The sequence below is a fragment of the Chitinivibrio alkaliphilus ACht1 genome (assembly GCF_000474745.1).
Lineage (GTDB): Bacteria > Fibrobacterota > Chitinivibrionia > Chitinivibrionales > Chitinivibrionaceae > Chitinivibrio > Chitinivibrio alkaliphilus.
Genome location: NZ_ASJR01000017.1, coordinates 16,693 through 35,196, shown reverse-complemented (window position 1 = coordinate 35,196; position 18,504 = coordinate 16,693). Strand labels below are relative to the sequence as shown.

The 18,504-nt window shown below is 46.2% G+C and carries 19 protein-coding genes; all 19 read left to right on the top strand.

The genetic code is table 11. The features are described 5' to 3' along the window. Nucleotides 1–18 precede the first annotated feature (18 nt). Entirely contained in the window at nucleotides 19–1,098 is a 1,080-nt protein-coding gene (gene lepB, locus CALK_RS12310) for a signal peptidase I (RefSeq protein ID WP_022637351.1), read from the top strand. 94 nt (nucleotides 1,099–1,192) lie between these two features. Further along, nucleotides 1,193–1,858 (top strand): LOG family protein, encoded by a 666-nt coding sequence (locus CALK_RS08880; RefSeq protein ID WP_022637350.1) that lies wholly within the window; start codon nucleotides 1,193–1,195, stop codon nucleotides 1,856–1,858. 85 nt (nucleotides 1,859–1,943) lie between these two features. Then, complete coding sequence (locus tag CALK_RS08875; RefSeq protein ID WP_022637349.1) at nucleotides 1,944–2,123, top strand: hypothetical protein; 180 nt, start codon at nucleotides 1,944–1,946, stop codon at nucleotides 2,121–2,123. A 205-nt stretch (nucleotides 2,124–2,328) separates the two neighbouring features. Further along, nucleotides 2,329–3,045, top strand: a complete 717-nt coding sequence (locus tag CALK_RS08870; protein ID WP_155851840.1) for a hypothetical protein — start codon at nucleotides 2,329–2,331, stop codon at nucleotides 3,043–3,045. A gap of 47 nt (nucleotides 3,046–3,092) precedes the next feature. Beyond that, entirely contained in the window at nucleotides 3,093–3,863 is a 771-nt protein-coding gene (locus tag CALK_RS08865; protein ID WP_022637347.1) for an inositol monophosphatase family protein, read from the top strand. A gap of 9 nt (nucleotides 3,864–3,872) precedes the next feature. Continuing rightward, a complete protein-coding gene (gene tgt / locus CALK_RS08860; protein WP_022637346.1) occupies nucleotides 3,873–5,009 on the top strand; it encodes a tRNA guanosine(34) transglycosylase Tgt in 1,137 nt (378 codons plus the stop codon). Nucleotides 5,010–5,255: 246 nt separating this feature from the next. Next, nucleotides 5,256–5,648: a Smr/MutS family protein gene (locus CALK_RS12305; protein WP_155851839.1), complete on the top strand. Its 393-nt coding sequence runs from the start codon at nucleotides 5,256–5,258 to the stop codon at nucleotides 5,646–5,648. 15 nt (nucleotides 5,649–5,663) lie between these two features. Continuing rightward, nucleotides 5,664–6,086: a DUF2141 domain-containing protein gene (locus tag CALK_RS08850; RefSeq protein ID WP_022637344.1), complete on the top strand. Its 423-nt coding sequence runs from the start codon at nucleotides 5,664–5,666 to the stop codon at nucleotides 6,084–6,086. A gap of 195 nt (nucleotides 6,087–6,281) precedes the next feature. Then, entirely contained in the window at nucleotides 6,282–6,725 is a 444-nt protein-coding gene (locus CALK_RS08845; protein WP_162146724.1) for a division/cell wall cluster transcriptional repressor MraZ, read from the top strand. Further along, nucleotides 6,718–7,647, top strand: coding sequence for a 16S rRNA (cytosine(1402)-N(4))-methyltransferase RsmH (gene rsmH, locus CALK_RS08840; RefSeq protein ID WP_022637342.1), 930 nt, complete (start codon nucleotides 6,718–6,720; stop codon nucleotides 7,645–7,647). The genes CALK_RS08845 and rsmH overlap by 8 nt, the downstream gene beginning before the upstream one ends. Continuing rightward, on the top strand, nucleotides 7,644–8,009 hold the full coding sequence (locus CALK_RS08835) for a hypothetical protein (protein WP_022637341.1): 366 nt from the start codon (nucleotides 7,644–7,646) through the stop codon (nucleotides 8,007–8,009). The genes rsmH and CALK_RS08835 overlap by 4 nt, the downstream gene beginning before the upstream one ends. Continuing rightward, the gene (locus CALK_RS12300) at nucleotides 8,006–9,973 is read left to right on the top strand and encodes a penicillin-binding protein (protein ID WP_022637340.1); all 1,968 of its coding nucleotides are present in this window, start codon (nucleotides 8,006–8,008) and stop codon (nucleotides 9,971–9,973) included. The genes CALK_RS08835 and CALK_RS12300 overlap by 4 nt, the downstream gene beginning before the upstream one ends. Continuing rightward, nucleotides 9,942–11,417, top strand: a complete 1,476-nt coding sequence (locus tag CALK_RS08825) for a UDP-N-acetylmuramoyl-L-alanyl-D-glutamate--2,6-diaminopimelate ligase (RefSeq protein WP_034637589.1) — start codon at nucleotides 9,942–9,944, stop codon at nucleotides 11,415–11,417. Before CALK_RS12300 ends, CALK_RS08825 begins: the two co-directional genes overlap by 32 nt. Further along, a complete protein-coding gene (locus CALK_RS08820; RefSeq protein ID WP_022637338.1) occupies nucleotides 11,414–12,814 on the top strand; it encodes a UDP-N-acetylmuramoyl-tripeptide--D-alanyl-D-alanine ligase in 1,401 nt (466 codons plus the stop codon). Before CALK_RS08825 ends, CALK_RS08820 begins: the two co-directional genes overlap by 4 nt. Before the next feature lie 2 nt (nucleotides 12,815–12,816). Then, nucleotides 12,817–14,178, top strand: coding sequence for a UDP-N-acetylmuramoyl-L-alanine--D-glutamate ligase (murD, locus tag CALK_RS08815; RefSeq protein ID WP_022637337.1), 1,362 nt, complete (start codon nucleotides 12,817–12,819; stop codon nucleotides 14,176–14,178). Continuing rightward, nucleotides 14,165–15,268, top strand: a complete 1,104-nt coding sequence (locus tag CALK_RS08810; protein WP_022637336.1) for an FtsW/RodA/SpoVE family cell cycle protein — start codon at nucleotides 14,165–14,167, stop codon at nucleotides 15,266–15,268. Before murD ends, CALK_RS08810 begins: the two co-directional genes overlap by 14 nt. After that, the gene (locus CALK_RS08805) at nucleotides 15,265–16,341 is read left to right on the top strand and encodes a UDP-N-acetylglucosamine--N-acetylmuramyl-(pentapeptide) pyrophosphoryl-undecaprenol N-acetylglucosamine transferase (RefSeq protein ID WP_022637335.1); all 1,077 of its coding nucleotides are present in this window, start codon (nucleotides 15,265–15,267) and stop codon (nucleotides 16,339–16,341) included. Before CALK_RS08810 ends, CALK_RS08805 begins: the two co-directional genes overlap by 4 nt. After that, nucleotides 16,331–17,701 (top strand): UDP-N-acetylmuramate--L-alanine ligase, encoded by a 1,371-nt coding sequence (murC, locus tag CALK_RS08800; protein WP_022637334.1) that lies wholly within the window; start codon nucleotides 16,331–16,333, stop codon nucleotides 17,699–17,701. Before CALK_RS08805 ends, murC begins: the two co-directional genes overlap by 11 nt. Next, on the top strand, nucleotides 17,701–18,501 hold the full coding sequence (locus CALK_RS08795; RefSeq protein ID WP_022637333.1) for a cell division protein FtsQ/DivIB: 801 nt from the start codon (nucleotides 17,701–17,703) through the stop codon (nucleotides 18,499–18,501). Before murC ends, CALK_RS08795 begins: the two co-directional genes overlap by 1 nt. Nucleotides 18,502–18,504 lie beyond the last annotated feature (3 nt).

The following is an 18,504-nucleotide window of genomic DNA, read 5'->3' as shown; positions in this document are numbered from 1 at the left end:
AGCAGGAGTTGATATATCATGACCAAGAGCGGCCGAAGAGGGGAAAAAGAAGGGATCTTAAATTTTAGTAAAGAGATGATTTCTGCTCTTGCTACGGCATTAATTTTTATTATTTATGTCATACAGGCCTTTACTATTCCTACCAAATCAATGGAGGGATCTCTGCTTGCCGGTGATTTCCTTCTAGGGCTAAAATTTGTGTATGGTGCACCGGTTATTCCCTTTACCTACCTCAAATTTCCCGGTATCCGAACCCCACAACGGGGGGATGTGGTTATTTTTAAATACCCTGGGCCGGAGCGTAAAGACTATATCAAGCGCTTTGTAGCGGTTGCTGGTGATACGGTGTGGTTTGATGGTGCTGATATGTATATTAATAGTGTTCGCACGTTGCCCCCTGACTCAGCTCAATTTTTGCAGAACGGTCAATTTTCCTTTGTTGAGCCCTATAATCGATTGATAGAAGAGTTTGACCCCTTGTATATTCCTGGCCGTGGAGATACCCTCGATCTTGTCAATGCGCCCTTGCGAGAATTTCTCTTCTACAAGCGGTTGATTCATCAAGAGAATCCAAGAAAACGCATACGGGACTACTACACCTTCAAAGTAAACGGAGATGCGCAGCAAGAGTTTGGGAACCAGTTTGTCTCTGACAATATGTGGCCTTATGACATTATTAGTCGTTTTCGTTTTTCCTCTGAATGGTTTGATCTGATTGATCAAAACCCTCATTTTTACTGGTTTAACTATGTCTTGGTTTTTGAGGAAATCGAAAAGCGCTTTTCCTACTATTATCCCGATGATACCCTAACTATTGGGCAGACCCTTACGATTGATGGTACGGAGATCCAAGAATATGTAGTACAGAATGATAATTATTTTGCCGTGGGTGATAATCGCGACAATTCTTCAGATTCTCGTTTTTGGGGGTTTGTGAACGATAATTTTGTAAAAGCTCAAGCGTTTATTATCTATTTTTCACTTGAAGAAGATGTTCCATGGTTTCTTCTTCCTGCAAAAATACGTTGGAATCGATTGGGGAGCTTAATACGCAGTTGGGATGGATATGAAGCTGCGTTAGAAGATAGTACAGACTGAAAATAAAAGAGATATGAGAAAACTTCTTGTTGTTTTTTACGCAGTATTGTAGAATAGAACGGTTACACTTCCTGTGTTTATCCTGGAGGATTCTATGGTTGCAAAAGCGGATCGTCATGATGTAGAAGAAACATGGAGAATGTTTCGAATTATTTCAGAGTTTGTTGAGGGTATAGAGACACTATCGAATCGTGGTCCCTGTATCTCTGTGTTTGGTTCAGCCCGTACTCGGGAAGAAGAACCGTATTACAAGATGGCAATGAACCTTTCTCGAAGTTTGGCAGAGCACGGGTATGGTGTAATTACCGGAGGTGGTCCGGGTATTATGGAAGCGGCTAATCGAGGTGCCCGCGATGGAGGAGGCGACTCTATTGGCCTTAATATAGAGCTTCCCTTTGAGCAAACTCCCAATGCGTATCAGAATGTGGAGATGCATTTTCGCTATTTTTTCGTTCGTAAGGTGATGTTTCTCCGCTATGCTGCCGCAGTGGTTATTTTGCCCGGTGGGTATGGTACTCTTGATGAAATGTTTGAAACCCTTACCTTAATCCAAACACAAAAAACACCACAGCTTCCTCTTGTCCTTATGGGGAAAGAGTATTGGAAAGGCATGGTTGATTGGATTGAAACGGTGATGCTTGAGAGCAAGTATATTAGCCCTGAAGACACGGGCTTACTTCATATAACAGATGATGTGGAAGAAACAATTTCGGTAATAGATCGTTTCTATAACACGCGGAATACCGCAACGAATTTTTAGTGAGTTGGTCCCATGGGAATATTATTTTTAATTTATTCTGATATCTTCCTGTGGGATAACATATTTTTGTTGGGAGAAGAGATGTATGGCTGAAACCATTCAGTGGCTTTGGATTTTAGTGTTGTTTTTTTTCGGTCTCATTCTCTTCTTCATTTGGGCAAAATTATTGATTTCTGCACGTTGTGTGCATCGTATCAATCAATATCTAGAACGAATAGATGAAGTAAAAGATATGTCTGATGGTATTGGTGATATAGAATTGTAAGGCCGGCTCTTTGAAATATTTAAAACAGGTACATATAAAGGCTGCGTGAATATTCCGTTGATTACGTAAAAAAACATGGTACGGAGTGTGTTGAGTCTATATTTAGAGCCTCGCAACCAATGCAGCATCAGCCTTTACTGGATAGACCTATCTATTGATTATACGTAATGAGGCTTTTACAGAACATGTAATGGAGAAAGATTTTATGGAAAACCATGCTTTATTTGCTGTCGTAATAATTCTTGCAGTCTTGCAGATTGTTATTCTTATCAAGCTTTCACAGCTGGATAACAGCTTAGAGGATTTTAAGAAATCCTTTGCCAATAGACGGCAACAAAATAATCGCAACACAAAAAAACAGAATTCGAATAAACGCGATTCTCGCTCTGGCGGAAAAGGTCGGGGAAATGATTCAAAGGGTGGTAATGGCCAGAGAAGTGGAGCCCCCCGAAATAATCGAAATAATACGCAGGGACGGGGTGGACGCGGATCTGGCGGAAGCAAAGATGGATCATCTGGCGGAAATAGACGCCAAAATACTCAGAAAGATACTACGCCAAAGGTAAGTTCTCCGGATAAATCCTTACGTGATATTAATCGTGAGTTGAAGAAAAATACTGCTAATGCAAGAGGCGGGAAGGGTGGATCTCAGCAGCAGAGCCGTCCGTCTCAGAAAAATGTGCGGAAAGACACTTCGTCAAATAAGAAGACGAGCGAGAACAATGATGCATCAAACGCCAACAGAGCTCCTCGGAAAGAAACGCCGAAGGCTCCGGCTCCAACTGCGCCAAAGGCTCGTGATGAAGTACAGGCTCCTCGGAAAGAGGCTGCTCCAGCAAAGGTTACTCCCGAAAAGACTGAAGCACCTCGCAGTGAAGAGAAGAGTGAAAAGAAAGAAAAGATCGTATACGGACGACGTTAATATAAAGGCCGGAGCAGTAGCTTCGGCCTTTTTTTATTGGAGGAGTCATGGAAGAGTTTCTCACGGAGATTATTCGTAGCGCTGGAAAAATAGTGCAGGACTATTACGGTGTTGCTCACATTTCAGAAAAAGGTTCCGCTATCAATACAGTAACAGAAGCTGACTATGCTGCTGAAGCATACATTCGTACCGCTATTGCAGAGGCATATCCTACGCATCTTTTTTTGGGTGAAGAGTCTGCAGAGCAGGTTGATTTGCATGCAGAGCATCTGTGGGTTGTTGATCCCCTTGATGGCACCAATAATTTTTCTTGCGGTATGCCCCATTATAGTGTTTCCATCGCCTATGCACAGAATGGTGTGGTGCAGGTCGGGGCTGTATATGACCCTTCCCGTGATGAACTGTTTTACGCAGAACGGGGAAAAGGCGCCTTTTTGAATGGTCAACCCATGGTTGTTTCGCAACGAACAGGCTGGTCTCAAGCCCTTATTTGCACAGGCTTTTATTACGATCGAGGTGAAATGATGCGAAAAACCCTTGATACAGTGCAGGCTTTGTTTCACCATAATATTCGCGGGTTGCGTAGAACGGGGAGTGCGGCCCTTGATATTTGTTGGACAGGAGCCGGACGATTTGACGCATTTTTTGAGTATGAACTACATCCGTGGGATTTTGCTGCAGGGCTTTGTATACTGCGGGAAGCAGGCGGGGGTATGGCAGATATTGATGGAGGTGAAATGAATTTGAAATCTCGGGGCATTATCTGTGGTTCACAAAATATATTTAATGACTTCTTTAATCTTGTTGTATGGCAGTAAGGATAGATTGTGGGAAATACCTTTTCATTTGAGCTACACGGGCGCAGTGGAGATGCTCGTGCGGGCGTCTTTTATACAGATCACGGTCCGGTAGAAACTCCGGTTTTCATGCCTGTGGGTACCCAGGGATGTGTGAAAACACTTTCTCCGCATGATGTTTCTCAGACAGGGGCTTCCATAATTTTAGGGAATACGTATCATCTGCATTTGCGTCCCGGTAGTGAGGTTATTCGCAGTGCCGGTGGTTTGCACCGCTTTGAAAACTGGGGGGGGGCACTTCTTACTGATTCCGGTGGATTTCAGGTTTTTTCCTTGAAAGATATTTCTCGTATTACCGAGGAGGGGGTTGAGTTTTCGTCTCACTTAGATGGATCGCGTCACTTCTTCTCACCGGAAAAGGTAATGGAAATAGAGCATAATATTGGGGCTGATATTATCATGGCCTTTGATGAGTGCCCGTCTTCAACCGCTTCGCGTGAAGTTATTTATGCAGCGGTTGAACGAACGCTTCGTTGGGCTGAACGATCTCTGGAAGCTCACCACCGCCTTCCGCTCCATTTCGGATATGAACAAGCTCTGTTTGGCATTGTCCAGGGAGGTATTCATCGCGACTATCGTGCCTACTGCGCAGAGAAGCTTGTTGCCATGGATTTTCCCGGGTATGCCATTGGCGGTCTTGCCGTCGGTGAAAGTACACAACAACTATATGATATATCCCGTTATACCGCGTCACTTCTTCCTGTTGACAAACCGCGATATTTAATGGGAGTCGGGAAGCCCGAAAATATTCTAGAGGCTATTGGCGCCGGTATTGATATGTTTGACTGTGTTATGCCGACGCGGAATGCACGAAACAGTTCGGTTTTTACCAGTCAAGGACGTTTGAATATTAAAAATAGTGCGCATAGGCTCGATTTTTCTACCCCCCTTGATCCGGCATGTACCTGTTATACGTGTACGCATTTTAGTCGTGCTTATTTGCGGCATTTGTATAAAGCCGGTGAGATTTTAGCGCTTCGTCTTCTTTCTTTGCACAATATCCATTTTTATGTAAATTTAGTGGCAGAAGCACGTCGACGGATTGTGGATAACTCTTTTCTAGAGTGGAAAGAAGAAACGGTTCATGCGGTGGCGGGAAAGGCTTAATATGCAGAGAATGCTCCGTGACCTTTTCCGCTGTCTCTCTCGTCAGAATTCTCATACTGAGGAGTGTGATGAAATAATGCAGGAAGAGTTGTATGAGGAGTTTCTTGCGGTACAAGAGAGGTGTTCTGAAGAGTCGGAGCGTCATTGTTCTTCAGATGATTCCCTAAAAAAACACCACCCAAAGGAAAGAAGCAGGATTCATCGGTGGTCTCAGAATATCAGGAAACTCCCTTTTGGGAAGAGGAGATGTCCTTACGACCGGAGCAAGCTGCCATATTAGAGTATGTAGAGCAAAAAGGTTTTTTGGGTGCCGAAAAGGAGGAGTTTTATGTACACAACTCCCCTCGAACAAAGTCCTCGGTGTATCGCAAGGGGCGGGCCATGGAGCAGCGGCTTGATTTGCATGGAAAGAGTTGGGAGGAAGCACGAAAAGCTGTGGCTGATCTTTTTGCAACTGCTCGTAACGATGGGGTTACACAGGTATTGCTTATTCACGGACGGGGGAATCACGGCAGTGATGTGTTACGACAACGGTTGCGTCAAAGTTTCGATACTGACTGGGCTCACCGTGTAGATTCTTACAAATATGTATCCGGAGCCGAAGGCGGTGATGGTGCGACGCGAGTTTTTTTGCAATAGTCTAAGGAGTTACGTATGAAATTGTGCCTCTGGCTGGTTTGTTTAGTGGCCTTTTTGTCGGCCGCTTCTCTGGGGGTGACTATTACGGGTCATCTTCCAGAGAAGGGAGATCTCTATATAGCCCTGTATCGCGATGAGTATGGGTTTGGAGATTTTTCACGGGCATATAAAAAGACCGTGATATCTGCGGAGTCTGTTGTGACAGATACTCTTCGGGGAAGTTTTCATAATCTCACGGTAGGAGATGTCTATGCCCTGTTTGTATTTCAAGATATCTCTGAAAGTGGGGTTTTGGATAGAAACTTTAAATCTCAGCCTGTAGAGCCTTACGGGTTTTCGGGTACTAAAAAAGAGCATCGATTGATGAGTTTTATTGAGGCATGCTTTATCTTTCGCCCCTCCATGGAGATAGACCTGCATTTGCACTATGAAGAGTAGGTTTTTTGGGAGAGCTTGAGGGTTCATAACTCCCCTTTTTGTACTGAGATACTTTTACGTTGTTTTCTCTTAACGCCGTGCGTCTGCCACGGCGTTTTTTTTGTTGAAAAAAGTTGACATTTTCTCTTGATTTACCCTTTGGATATGGTATATTCTATGTGAAATGGGAAATTGTGGGTGATAGTGGGTGATAGTGTGATAAATCGATTTATTGGAACGTATGAATACTCTGTAGATTCTAAGGGGCGTGTTAACGTGCCGGCAAAGTTTCGTCGTTCCATTGATTCCTGTTCCGACACAACCTTGTACATTCGTATGGCCCCCAATAACGCACTTTGGATTTACCCTGAAGATGTTTGGCAAGCAGAGGCCGAAAAACTGGCTCGTTTACCCAAAACTCCGAAGAATCTGAAGTATTACTCCATGGTGTATCGTTCTATGACTGACTCCGTGATTGATTCGCAAGGACGGATAACCATTTCAGGAAAACAGTTATCCCATGTAGGGACAGCGTCGAAGGTGGCCCTCGTAGGCATGGGAGATTTTATTGAAGTAATTCATCCTGATGCCCTCGTGCAGGATACCGAGGATTTTGATGAGCTTTTTTATTCAGCAGCTGCGGAGTTTGAACATGAGTAGATATCACACCCCTGTGCTTCTTCCGGAGTGTCTGGAGCTACTCGATGTTGCTTCGGGCGGAGTCTTTCTCGATGGAACACTCGGCGGCGGAGGACATAGCCTTGCCATGGCCCGTGCTATGGGGAGTGAGGGGATGGTGATTGGTATCGATCGTGACGAAGATGCCCTTGCGGAGGTTTCGCGACGACTGAAGGAAGAACAGATTGAATCAGTACATCTTGATAAGCGCTGTTTTAAGGATTTTCCCGAAACACTGCACTCTTTACAAATTTCTTCTGTATCGGGGATTCTCCTTGATCTTGGCGTATCATCTCATCAGTTTGACGCGGGGCCCCGCGGGTTTAGTTATCGTATGGATGCCCCCCTTGATATGCGGATGGATCGGTCGAGCCCCCTTTCTGCGGAAACGGTCCTCTCTGAATATAGTCAAAAGCAGTTAGGTACGATTCTTCGTGAATATGGAGAAGTGCGTGGAGCTGCCAAAATGGCAGATTGCATTTGTCGGTATCGCAAAACCATGCCTGTACATACCACGGGGGAGTTTGTATCCTTGCTTGAACAGGAGTATCCTCGTATTTCTCCCAAGGCGCTTTCCAAGATTTTTCAAGCCCTTCGTATAGAAGTAAATGATGAGCTTGCTGAGTTGCGGCAGGTTTTAGAACATTCTCTTCACTATCTTTCTCCCGGAGGTCGCATTGCGGTGATTTCTTACCACTCTCTGGAAGATAGGATTGTAAAAAACTTTATTCGTTCTGCAGAAAAAAGCTGTCATTGTCCTGCCCATGTACCTGTATGCACTTGTGGTGGAAACAATGCTCGGATGCGAGCCCTTACACGCAAGCCCGTGGTTGCATCGTCGGAAGAAATTGCGCGTAATAGCCGTGCTCGAAGTGCTAAATTACGGGGAGGGGTGCGGGTATGATGGTTCTTCCCCTGCGAGTATTCCGTGCCGTGGTGACGGCGTTTTTTTGGTGTGGGGTGGTGTTGGTTCCCTTCGTAGGTTCTGTTTGGAAGGAAGGGCGTGCCCATGTGTTGACTCGCGAAGAGATAACTCTTCGGCAAGAGCTTCGAGAGTTGCAAAGCCGTATTGCTGCCATGGGGGTTGAAATTTCTCACTTGACACACCCGCGAAGACTGGGGGAGTATCGTGCTCTCTTTGACGATTTAGAAGAGGCGACCATGGAAAATACGTTCTATGTTCGACGTGAGAGATCTTCGCAGGAAACGAGCAGGCGGAGTAGCACCAGGGATTTTTTTGAAAAGCTCTTACGGCCCTTAGAATGACCCTCGATCAAGGAGTATCACGGCGTTTAAAGAGTACACAGATTCTTTTGTGTATCTACGCTGTTGTTGTCCTGTCGTATCTTTTTAATATGCAGATAGTACGAAGTGATGAGTTTTCTGCAATTATTCAAAATCAAACCTCTGCTCGTATTGTCCTTGAGCCGCGTCGGGGGAGAGTCCTTGATAGAAATGGACGGGTCTTGGCAAAAAGCTTGGATCGGAATGTTCGTGTTCGCATTGCCGAGGAGGCAATTGATCAGGGTGAGATATATGTAAATCGCATTTATAATTATGCAAATCTTGCTTCTCCTGTAATTGGATGGACTGGCCGTGATAAGGGCTGGGGTGGTGTTGAATACAGCTTTAATCACTATCTTTCCGGTGAGTCGGGGTATAGTCGATATCGATATGATGGGCAGCGGAGACTCTTTCAGATTCTCGGAGAAGATAGCATGCCCACCATAGATGGGATGGATGTTCGTCTTACCCTTGACACGGAGATACAGGCCATTGTGGAAGATGTTCTTGCTCAGGTGTGCACGACCTATGAAGCCAAAAGAGCTTTTGCGGTGGTTATGGAGCCCCATAGTGGAGATGTTCTTGCCATGGCATCTGATAATGGGTTTAATCCGGGATATTGGTGGATGTTTTCTGGAGAAGATCGGAGAAATCTTCCTATTTCAGTAAGTTATGAACCAGGTTCTACCTTTAAAACACTCACCCTTGCCGCTGCTTTAGAAGAAGGGTTGTATGCTCCTGGGGACAGTCTTGACGGACGGCAGGGGGTCTTTGAGATTTATGGTGAAGTAATCCGTGATCACCGTCCCTTTGACACACTTTCTCTTGAAGAGGCCTTTTGGTATTCAAGTAATGTCTGTTTTGCCCAAATCGGAGATTCTCTTGGACGAGAGAGAATGTATCAGTATCTGACTGATTTTGGATTTGGCAGCAGAACCGGCATTGTCCTTCCGGGAGAAGAGCGAGGGGTTGTTCGACCGTATAATACATGGTCTGGGCGAACTCCCGCGACAATCTCTTTTGGACATGAATTCTCAGCGACCTTATTGCAGTTAGTCACGGCGACAAATGCCATTGCAAATGGTGGATATTTAGTACGTCCCCGTATTTTTCATACCATAAACGATCAAAATGGTGAGGTGGTGCGTACGGCAGATACGACGGTACTTCGCCAGGTTATTTCTCCGCAGACAGCCTATGAGGTGCGGCAGATTTTAGAAGGAGTGGTAACACACGGTACAGCCCGAAGGGCAACCTATGATGTAACGACCATGGGGGGTAAAACGGGGACAAGTGAAAAAATTGATCCTGAAACGGGTTTGTACAGTACCGATAAGGTGCTCTCATCCTTTGTGGGCATGACACCGGTGGATGAGCCTCGCCTGGTGGCTGCTGTCGTGGTGGATGAACCTAAAGATGCAAAGGGAGGTGGGGCTGTGGCTGCTCCGGCAGTGGCAGATATCTTTACCCGTATTGCCCATTCTCCTAATCTTGATTACGGGTTACGTGACTGGGATGATGCAACAGCTTCGGTCGCTCCGCGTTCTGTACGAACCTATCCAGATCTACAGGACAAAACACGAAGTGAAGCTGTATCTGCATGTCTTGAAAAGGAGATTTCCTTTGAATTTGTTGGAAACGGTGAATTTGTTGTAAATCAAACTCCCAAAGCTGGAAGTAGGATTATCGATAATAGCCCCGTGCTTCTCTTTACGAGCACGTCTCTTGAAGATACGGATATTCAGGTGATGCCCAATTGTGTTGGACGATCCATGAAAGATGCGATAAATACCCTGAGCCTAGAGGGGATTACCCCCTACTTTTCCGGACGTGGAACAGTGGTTGCTCAATCTCCTACGGCAGGAGAAGTGATTCAAGGAGCGCCCGTATGTACATTATTTGGAGAAAAAGAGTATGAAGATAGATACTTTTCTGAAAACGAATGAATTTGTTCTTGCTGTGCATAATATGGACGGAGTAGATATTCGTTCCATTACCTATGATTCGCGCAGGGTTGTTCCCGACACACTTTTTGTTGCCATTGCGGGCTTTTCCTGTGATGGGCATGACTACATTTCTGATGCTCGAGCAAAGGGGGCTGTGGCGGTTCTTTCGGAACGATCATGCCCTGAGGGGTGTACCCATGGCTGGGTCACCGTTACGGATGTTCGTGCAGCCATGGCAGACGTTGCCAAAAAGCTTTGGTCGATTGATTTTTCTTCCATGAAGAGCTTTGCCGTGACAGGTACTAACGGAAAAACAACCATTGCAACGGTGCTGCGCGCTTTGTGCGTTTCCCACTTTTCACAATCAACAGTTTGGCAGATTGGTACGCTTGGAAACTGGTATGGAGAACGGTATGTTGATACGGGACGTACAACACCAGAGTTTGTTGATCTTGCTCGCGAAATTGGTACAGCAGATCCTGCTCCCGAGGCTCTTGTCATGGAGGTTTCTTCTCATGCCCTGTCTCTTCAGCGGGTTCGAGGTATTCTCTTTGATATTGCCCTGTTTACAAATCTTACCCAAGATCATTTAGATTTCCATGACTCCATGGAATCGTATTTTCAGGCGAAAAAGACACTTTTTACCCATCACCTAAAGAGTGATGGGTATGCATTGATCAATAGGGATGATCCCTATGGAAAACGGCTTGCCAAAGAATTATCTGGCGCTGTATATACCTACGGATGTACTGCCGAAGTTGATTTCTCTATTACCGAAAAACATAGTAGCTGGGATGGAGTGTTTTTTCGTCTTTCCTTCCGGGGAGAGACAATACCCTTTTCTTCTCCTCTTACGGGAGACTTTACGGTGTATAATCTTACGGCAGCTGCGGGAGCGTTCTTGCTCCAGGGGTATTCTTCAGCGCTAATCCAAAGGGTGTTTGATCAGCTGGAACCGGTTCCTGGACGAATGGAAAAAGTTACCCTGGAAGCTGCGTCATTTCAAGTTGTGGTAGATTATGCACATACGCCCGATGCCTTGGAGAATGTTCTTACCACCGTACGAAAACTGACAAAGGGACGCCTCATCCTTGTTTTCGGTGCTGGCGGCGATAGGGATCGGGGCAAGCGTCCTCGCATGGGCGCCGTGGCAGCCCGTTACAGCGATTATACGATTATTACGAGTGATAACCCCCGAACAGAAGATCCTGCGGGTATCCTCCGGGATATTGCAGATGGTGTTCCAGCAGATGCTCCGTTCAAGATGATTGAGGATCGACGAATTGCTCTTGAGACGGCCTTAGACAAGGCAGGAGATGAAGATGTTGTCTTGGTTGCCGGGAAGGGACATGAAACATATCAAGAAATTGGTACTAAAAAGTATCATTTTGATGATCGTGAAGAAGTGAGCCGTGCATGGCAACGACTGGAGGCGCGTCGATGAGTTCACGTCCTGTAACTATTTCTGATTTTGCTTTGTGGATGGGCGTAGAAAGGGAAATTGTTTCCTCTTTGGGAGCCCGTTCTTTACCTGATATTTGGATGGATTCACGAAAGATTACTCCGGGAGATCTCTTTCTTGCCCTGCCCGGTGAAGAACGTGATGGACATGACTATGTGGTTACTGCTTTGGAGCAGGGGGCGTGTGCTGCCATTGTTTCTTCTCTGGAAAAAATACCAGGGGCGTTCCGAGATCGTGTTTTGCTTGTTCATAATCCCCTTGAGGCGGTGAGTGCAGCAGCCCGTGCATATCGTCGATATCTTGATATTCCCTGTATCGGAATTACCGGCTCAAACGGAAAAACTACGACAGCTCGGTTTCTACGCACCATATTAGAGCAAAATTATCGCGTGGGGGGAACAGAAGGTAATTGGAATAACCACATTGGGCTTCCCCTGTCCATTCTTCGTCTTACAGGACATGAGGACTTAGCTGTATTTGAACTTGGCGCAAACCACGGCGGAGAAATCTTTGATCTTGCAGAAATTCTTGAGCCTGATATGGGGATAATTACTAATATTGGGTATGCTCACGTCGGGTGTTTTGGAGGAATAGAAAAGACTGCTGCTGCAAAATTTGAGCTGGCTGAGGTCTTAGGGCTTCATCAAGGCGTACTCTACGTTAATGGGGATGATTCTCATAGTATGGAGCAAATGCGTCATAGTGCATATGCCGGGCTTACAATGTGTACCTTTGGAACCAGTGAGGCGGCTTCTTTACGCGCTGAAAATGTCTATTGTACTTCCGAAGGCACCTATGGATTTACCTATCATGGAGAGGACTTTCATATCCCTTTGCCGGGACGACATTTTGTGTATGCCATGCTTCCTGCTCTTGCTCTTGCAGAATCCATGGGGGTTGATTCTGATATGGTTCGTAGTGTCTTAGCAACCCTGCGTCCTGCTCCCCTTCGGGGAGAAGTCCGAAACACAGGGCAATATACATTGGTACTAGACTGCTATAATGCAAACCCCTCGTCTATGAACGCGGCGTTTCAGATGATGCATGACATGCCTGCGCCTTCGGGGCGTTTGGTGAGTATTAGCGGTGACATGGCAGAATTAGGAGCGTATAGTGACTCCTTACATCGAAACTGCGGTGCAGCGGCGGCTGAATATGGGATGGAAGTAATTATCCATATCGGTGAGTTCGGTGCTGCCCTTTGTGAAGGCGCGATGATGGCAGGGATGGATCAAGAAGTATGCCACTGTTTTGCCAGTAAAGATGCTTTTATTACAGCAGCGCCCCAGTTGCTTGCGCCGGGAGATCGAATCTTATTAAAAGGGTCTCGTGCAAGTGAGTTAGAAACCCTAATTCCTTTTCTTACGGGAGAGGTGTGAGTATGTCAAAAAAGATTGCCATTATTGGAAGCGGGAGAAGCGCCTGCGCTGTTGCACGATATTGCGTACATCACGGCATACCTCATATTCTCAGTGATACAGCTTCTGTGGAGGTGGTTCGTACCCGGTTAACAGATGCTGGTATTGTCGAGTGCTGCACCTGGGAAGCGGGTGGGCATAGTGCTGCTGTTTTTACGGCATCTCAAGCCGTTATTTCACCGGGGATTCCTGTTGATGCTCCCATATGTACGCAACTACAAGAGGCCCACATTCCCCTTGTCGGAGAGCTGGAATTTGGCGCATCACGCAGCACGCTCCCGCTTATTGCCATTACGGGGTCTGCAGGAAAAAGTACCGTGACCAGTCTTCTCTCAAAGCTTTTAGAAACTATTTATCCAGCAAGTCCGGCCTGTGGAAATATCGGATATCCGCTTACTGATGCCGTTGAGGAGTCAGGGCAAGAGGGGATTTTGGTTTGTGAGGTGAGCACATTCCAAATGGAGTGGGTTGCACAGTTTTGCCCCTCCATGGCGATGGTTTTAAATATCTTCCCTAATCATCTTGATCGGCACAGTAGTTTTGAAGAGTATGCACAGCTCAAAGAGCGAGTTGTTACCATGACTGAAAAAGACGGGGCGGTGATTCTTTCAGGTCGGCAGGAGCGGTTGGTTACCCTGGGCAATAGCCTCGTAAACCACCGGGTATACTACTTTGGAGACGTTCCATCTGAAAAATCCGGTATGTATGTACATAAATCACGCATATATTTTCTTACTTCTGAAGGTGAAAAAACATTCTATGCGTCTGTGGAAGGTGCTCCTCTTGCTGGAGTTCATAATGAGGATAATTATTGTGCCGCTGCTCTTGCAGCCTATCTTCACGGTGTTCCCGGTGATATCTTTGAGTCGGTTGTTACGAACTTTCACGGACTTCCGCACCGCATGGAACGAGTTACTGCCGTGAGGGGGGTTACCTATATTAATGATTCAAAGTCAACAACCTTCGACTCGGTATGTGCCGCCCTGTCTGGATTCCCTGGTCAGAAGATACATCTCCTTGCGGGGGGGCGGTTCAAAGGTGGTGATTTTAAACAGGTTGCCAAAGCTATAAGGGGCCGTTCCATTTCACTATATCTATTTGGTGAAGCAGGGAGAACGATGTATACCCACTGGAATAATGTCGCTCCTACTCATCTGTATTCTACCATGGAAGAGGCCTTCCATGCGGCGTCGAATATGGCTGATTCAGGAGAGGTTGTGCTGCTTTCTCCGGGCTGTTCGAGCTTCGATCTTTTTCCCAACTATATTGCGCGGGGAAACCGTTTTAAGCAGTTGGTAAGGGAGGGTGATAATGGGACGAGTTAAACAGATTGATGTAGTACTTCTTGTGGCAGTACTCCTTCTTGTCTTTATTGGGTTTGTGCAGCTTTATAGCTCATCCTACGTATTTGCTACAGATCGTTTTAATAATCCAACCTTTTTTGTTGTGAATCAGTTAAAACGAGGACTTGTGGGAGTTATCTTGGCCGTGGGAGTTATGTGTGTCAATTATAAAAAGGTGGTACAGTGGGGAGGATGGATCTATCTTCTATCAGTATGCATGCTTCTGTATGCTCTTACACCGCTGGTCCCGGAAATCAATAATACGAAACGATGGATCAGTATTTTTGGGTTTGCCCTACAGGTTTCTGAATTTGCAAAGCTGGGGCTTGTATTACTACTTGCGAAAATTTTGTCACAACGAACTTTAGAGCAGGTTCGCACCCTGCCGCAGTTTTTGGTGCTATGGGCAGTTATCCTTTTAGTGGTGCTTCTTGTCGCCTTGGCACCTGATTTTAGCAGTGCCGTATTTATTTTTCTGGCAGGGTTTCTAATGCTTTTTGTGGCAGGGGTGCGAAAGACTCACCTTCTGATTGTCTTTTTATCAACTCTCCTTGTGGGTATTGTATATATGAATCAGCGTGAGTACCGTGTACAACGGATGACTGCTTTTTTTAATCGTGAAGCGGGGGTACAGGATAGTAATTTTCAATTACGCCAAGCCTTAAATGCCATTGGACACGGCGGAATTTTCGGCCAGGGACTGGGACAGGGGATTCAAAAGAGAGGCTTTGTTCCTGAGCCGCATACCGATTTTATCTTTTCTTCCTTTGCAGAAGAGTTTGGGTTTGTGGGAGGGGCAATACTGCTGTTTCTGTTTATCCTTGTCTTTCTGCGGGGATTTCGCATTGCTCGTCAAGCCGATGATATGGCCGGGACGTATCTGGCCCTTGGTCTAACCGCTTTTTTAGTGATGAATTTTGTTGCACACACGGCGGTTAATATTGGATTAATGCCGACAACGGGAATACCTTTGCCATTTATGAGTTATGGCGGAATGAACCTCATGGTGAGTATCTTCAGTGTGGGGCTTTTACTAAATATTTCTACCTTTGCACCACGGGAGGTGCTATGAACATTCTCATCGCAGCAGGTGGCACGGGAGGTCATATTTTTCCTGCTCTTTCCGTCGCTGCAGCATTACAAGATCAGGGACATACTGTCGAATGGGCTACCACAGATCGTGGATGGACGGCTAGCCTTGCTGAAAAATATGGAATACCGAGACAAGTTCTTTCTGTGGAAGGGTTTCAAAGCACGAGTATTCTTGACCGTATAGGTCCGATCTGGAAAATGGTGCGAGCAACCGCACGTCTGTTTCCCCGTATTACATCATATAATGTTGTTATCGCCTTTGGGGGATATGTTTGCGGTCCGGTTCTTCAAGCATGTCGTATGCGGGGGGTACCATATTTTCTGCATGAGCAGAATAGTGTTCTTGGGTTTGTGAATCGTTCTTTTGTCAAAAAGGCAGAAGCGATATTTCTTGGAATGCCCCTTATTCCATCAATGCTTCCTGCTCTTTTGGAAAAGGATATAATATGCGGCACCCCCGTTCGGCCTCGAAAAAGAGAGTACGCCCAGGATCTCTACCCAGAAGGATTTGTATGCGGGAAACGTACAATTCTTATTACAGGGGGGAGTCAGGGGGCCCAATCTATGAATGAGGCTCTCTATGAAGCCATTGATTATATCTCGGGGTTTGGAGTACAAGTCTTGTGGCAAACGGGAACAGTCTCATATAAAAAAATAGCGCAACGATACGCGTATAATAAGGTCGTCTTTCCCTTTGCACACACTGAAGATATGTATCCGTATTACGCAGTTGCTTCTCTTGTAATCGGCAGAGCCGGTGCAGCGACTATTAGTGAGAGCGCCTTTTTTGGACTTCCAGCCCTGTTTATCCCTCTTCCATGGGCAGCCGATAACCACCAATATCATAATGCAATGAATGCCCAATCTGAAGGGTGGGCGACCTGTTTGCCCCAAGCTGACGGGCTTGGACGAAAGGTTATCGATATGTATAAATATCTTTTTAAGGAAGATCCTGAAGAGTATGCTCTTCGCCAAAAGAAGGCACGTATGGCAGCACCGTACCAAGCCACGGAAACTATTATAAAAACCGTGGAGCGTCATTATGAAGCGTAACCAACAAATTCATTTTATTGGTATTGGCGGAGCAGGAATGTTTCCCATGGCGGAGGTATTACATCGCCGCGGATATACGGTTACGGGAAGTGATTGTGTATGCAGTGACGGTGTGTTGCAATTACGTGCTTGGGGTATTTCTGTACAGATTGGCCATGGGGTGGACCTTGTGCGTGGGGCTGATTTGGTGGTATACAGCAGTGCCGTACGGGAGGATACATCAGAACTTGTGTGGGCACATGAACGGGGCATTCCTACCATGAAACGGGCAGGTATGTTAGGTGATCTCATGCGGAGCTCTTTCTCTATCGGTATCAGCGGAACCCATGGAAAAACAACGACCACGTCTATTATCGGGTCAGTGTTGGAGAGTGCTGGATATGACCCGACAGTTATTGTGGGAGGGGTTTTGCGTGGCCGTGGAACCACCAGTGGCGCCATGGTTGGTTCGGGAAACTATCTTGTCGCTGAAGCAGATGAGTATGATCGTTCTTTCTTAGAAATGCACCCTACCATGGCTGTAGTGACTAATATCGAGGAAGACCATTTAGATATTTACAAAGATCTTGCAGATATACAGGATGCCTTTTCCCAGTTTCTCCACCGTGTACCCTTTTTTGGATGTGGTGTTCTGTGCATTGATGATCCAGGGGTGCGGGCTATTTGGGATACTCTTGATAAACCCATGGTGACATACGGGTATTCGCATGATGCAACATATCGAATTGAAGAGGTGGAATGTCATGGGAATGAGAGTTGTTTTTCCATATACGGCGCAGATATTTCCCTTGAAAATATCGTACTTCCTCTTGTGGGAAGGCATAATATACAGAATGGCGCGGCCGCTGCTGTGGTGGCCTTGGAGATGGGTATCTCTCCTGAGGCAGTGCGTCACGGACTCGCTGAATTTGGCGGGGTCAAGCGGCGCATGGAGTATATTGGTACGGCGGCTGGGGTTTCGGTATATGATGATTATGCCCACCACCCTACGGAAATTACAGCTACTTTGTCAGCAATGGCCGGTATGAGTACGGAACGCCTTTTTGTGGTGTTTCAGCCCCATTTATACAGTCGCACAAAACAGTTGTGGCATGAATTTGTCACAGCCCTTGCTTCAGATGATATCTTCGAGGTGCTTCTTCTTCCTATTTATGGGGCACGTGAAGCTCACGATCCACACGTTGATTCCGTAGGTTTAGCCCATGAAATTTCTCGTCTTGGTAAAAAAGCATATGCCCTCTCTGTGGAAGAAACACCGGCATATCTCCATGGGCGGGTGCGTCAAGGTGATCATGTCCTTCTTCTTGGTGCAGGAGATGTGTGGAAGCTTGGCACTGAAATTCTCCGGGAGATTGGGTGATGGCAAAGCGTATTGGAACAAATCAGATGCAGCGACGATTGGAGCGACGTGACCGCGTAAGTCAGGTAAAGCCGGGCCGTCGCATCTGTGTTGTTTTGAGCCTGATGGTTGCGCTCTTCTGGGGCATTCCTGCTATCGATACGGAGTGGTATATAACTGTTGTTGAACCATTCTTCAGGGTGAACACCCTTATTGTTCGCGGCAACCGGTTTGTTGATCGGGAGTCATTACTCAGTCATAGTGGTCTTGATACAACCATGGGAATTTTTTCGGTGCAGGTAGACTCCATCGCCCGAAAGCTCTCTACTCTTGATCCTATAGATACAGCGCATGTACGTCGTTCACTGAGTCGAGATATTACCATTGAGGTGGTAGAGCATCGTCCCCACGCCTTTATGGTAACTGGACATCAGGTCTATTTTATGAATAAAGAGGGAATACTCTGGCCCTTTGTTGCAGGGGATTATTTTGACATTCCCGTGGTGTATGGGCTTCGTGATACTGTGACAGACGAGAGGGAACATGAAATTATACCGCAGGATCTCCGTCGTTTTAATCGCTTGGCAAAGATTCTTCGTGCGACGGGACATTTTACACATATCCTGGCTGTTGATATGAGTAATTCCTCCCATATTGCACTGGAGATGAAAGGGGTTCGTCCGGAAATACGGGTAGGCTACTCCTTTAATGAGCAGGTGGTGGAGAATATGGAAACCCTCTTTGATTTTCTCAAAGGGAGTGATCTAACAATACGGGAGTATATTGATCTCTCGTATGATGATGTGGCATTTATTAAATAGGGG

Excerpts from the sequence above, each read along its gene's own strand:
- lepB (WP_022637351.1), top strand. The coding sequence starts at position 19 with ATGACCAAGAGCGGCCGAAGAGGGGAAAAAGAAGGGATCTTAAATTTT.
- CALK_RS08880 (WP_022637350.1), top strand. The coding sequence starts at position 1,193 with ATGGTTGCAAAAGCGGATCGTCATGATGTAGAAGAAACATGGAGAATG.
- CALK_RS08875 (WP_022637349.1), top strand. The coding sequence starts at position 1,944 with ATGGCTGAAACCATTCAGTGGCTTTGGATTTTAGTGTTGTTTTTTTTC.
- CALK_RS08870 (WP_155851840.1), top strand. The coding sequence starts at position 2,329 with ATGGAAAACCATGCTTTATTTGCTGTCGTAATAATTCTTGCAGTCTTG.
- CALK_RS08865 (WP_022637347.1), top strand. The coding sequence starts at position 3,093 with ATGGAAGAGTTTCTCACGGAGATTATTCGTAGCGCTGGAAAAATAGTG.
- CALK_RS12305 (WP_155851839.1), top strand. The coding sequence starts at position 5,256 with ATGTCCTTACGACCGGAGCAAGCTGCCATATTAGAGTATGTAGAGCAA.
- CALK_RS08850 (WP_022637344.1), top strand. The coding sequence starts at position 5,664 with ATGAAATTGTGCCTCTGGCTGGTTTGTTTAGTGGCCTTTTTGTCGGCC.
- rsmH (WP_022637342.1), top strand. The coding sequence starts at position 6,718 with ATGAGTAGATATCACACCCCTGTGCTTCTTCCGGAGTGTCTGGAGCTA.
- CALK_RS08835 (WP_022637341.1), top strand. The coding sequence starts at position 7,644 with ATGATGGTTCTTCCCCTGCGAGTATTCCGTGCCGTGGTGACGGCGTTT.
- CALK_RS12300 (WP_022637340.1), top strand. The coding sequence starts at position 8,006 with ATGACCCTCGATCAAGGAGTATCACGGCGTTTAAAGAGTACACAGATT.
- CALK_RS08825 (WP_034637589.1), top strand. The coding sequence starts at position 9,942 with ATGAAGATAGATACTTTTCTGAAAACGAATGAATTTGTTCTTGCTGTG.
- CALK_RS08820 (WP_022637338.1), top strand. The coding sequence starts at position 11,414 with ATGAGTTCACGTCCTGTAACTATTTCTGATTTTGCTTTGTGGATGGGC.
- murD (WP_022637337.1), top strand. The coding sequence starts at position 12,817 with ATGTCAAAAAAGATTGCCATTATTGGAAGCGGGAGAAGCGCCTGCGCT.
- CALK_RS08810 (WP_022637336.1), top strand. The coding sequence starts at position 14,165 with ATGGGACGAGTTAAACAGATTGATGTAGTACTTCTTGTGGCAGTACTC.
- CALK_RS08805 (WP_022637335.1), top strand. The coding sequence starts at position 15,265 with ATGAACATTCTCATCGCAGCAGGTGGCACGGGAGGTCATATTTTTCCT.
- murC (WP_022637334.1), top strand. The coding sequence starts at position 16,331 with ATGAAGCGTAACCAACAAATTCATTTTATTGGTATTGGCGGAGCAGGA.
- CALK_RS08795 (WP_022637333.1), top strand. The coding sequence starts at position 17,701 with ATGGCAAAGCGTATTGGAACAAATCAGATGCAGCGACGATTGGAGCGA.